This is a genomic window from Halostella sp. PRR32, from assembly GCF_034808085.1.
In the GTDB taxonomy this organism is placed as follows: Archaea; Halobacteriota; Halobacteria; order Halobacteriales; family Natronoarchaeaceae; genus Halostella; species Halostella pelagica.
Window position 1 is genome coordinate 1 of the sequence record NZ_JAXHGL010000036.1, and the last position, 366, is coordinate 366.

Below are 366 nucleotides of genomic sequence, written 5' to 3' on the forward strand. Positions count from 1 at the left end.
GCGATCTCGTTGACGGAGATGCTGCCGTCCTCGTGCTCGAAGAGCTCGATACCGTAGACGCCGCGGCCGTCGAGGACGTCGAGGACGTCGAGTGCGACGTCGCGGGCACGGTCGAGGACGTCGTCGCCGGTGCGCGCCGGGACGACGGTCGACGTGCGGGCGGCGCTGGCGGCCGCGGCGCGGTCGCGCGACGTGGACGTCGAGGGTGCGTCCGCGCTGTCGGAGGCGAGGGCGTCGCTCGCCGCGGTCGAGGTTCCGGAGGTGGACGTGTCGGCGGCGCGCGAGCGGGTGGCGGCGGCGCGGGCGGCCGTCGAGGCGGTGTCGGCGGACGTGGCGGCGGCGCGCGCCTGCACCGCACCGCGCGCC

1 protein-coding gene is annotated in these 366 nt (G+C 77.6%); it reads right to left on the reverse strand.

Going from position 1 to position 366, the window contains the following annotated elements; all coding sequences use genetic code 11:
- A partial coding sequence (locus tag SM753_RS20290; protein ID WP_323192895.1) for an ATP-grasp domain-containing protein occupies positions 1-366 on the reverse strand: 366 nt, incomplete at both ends.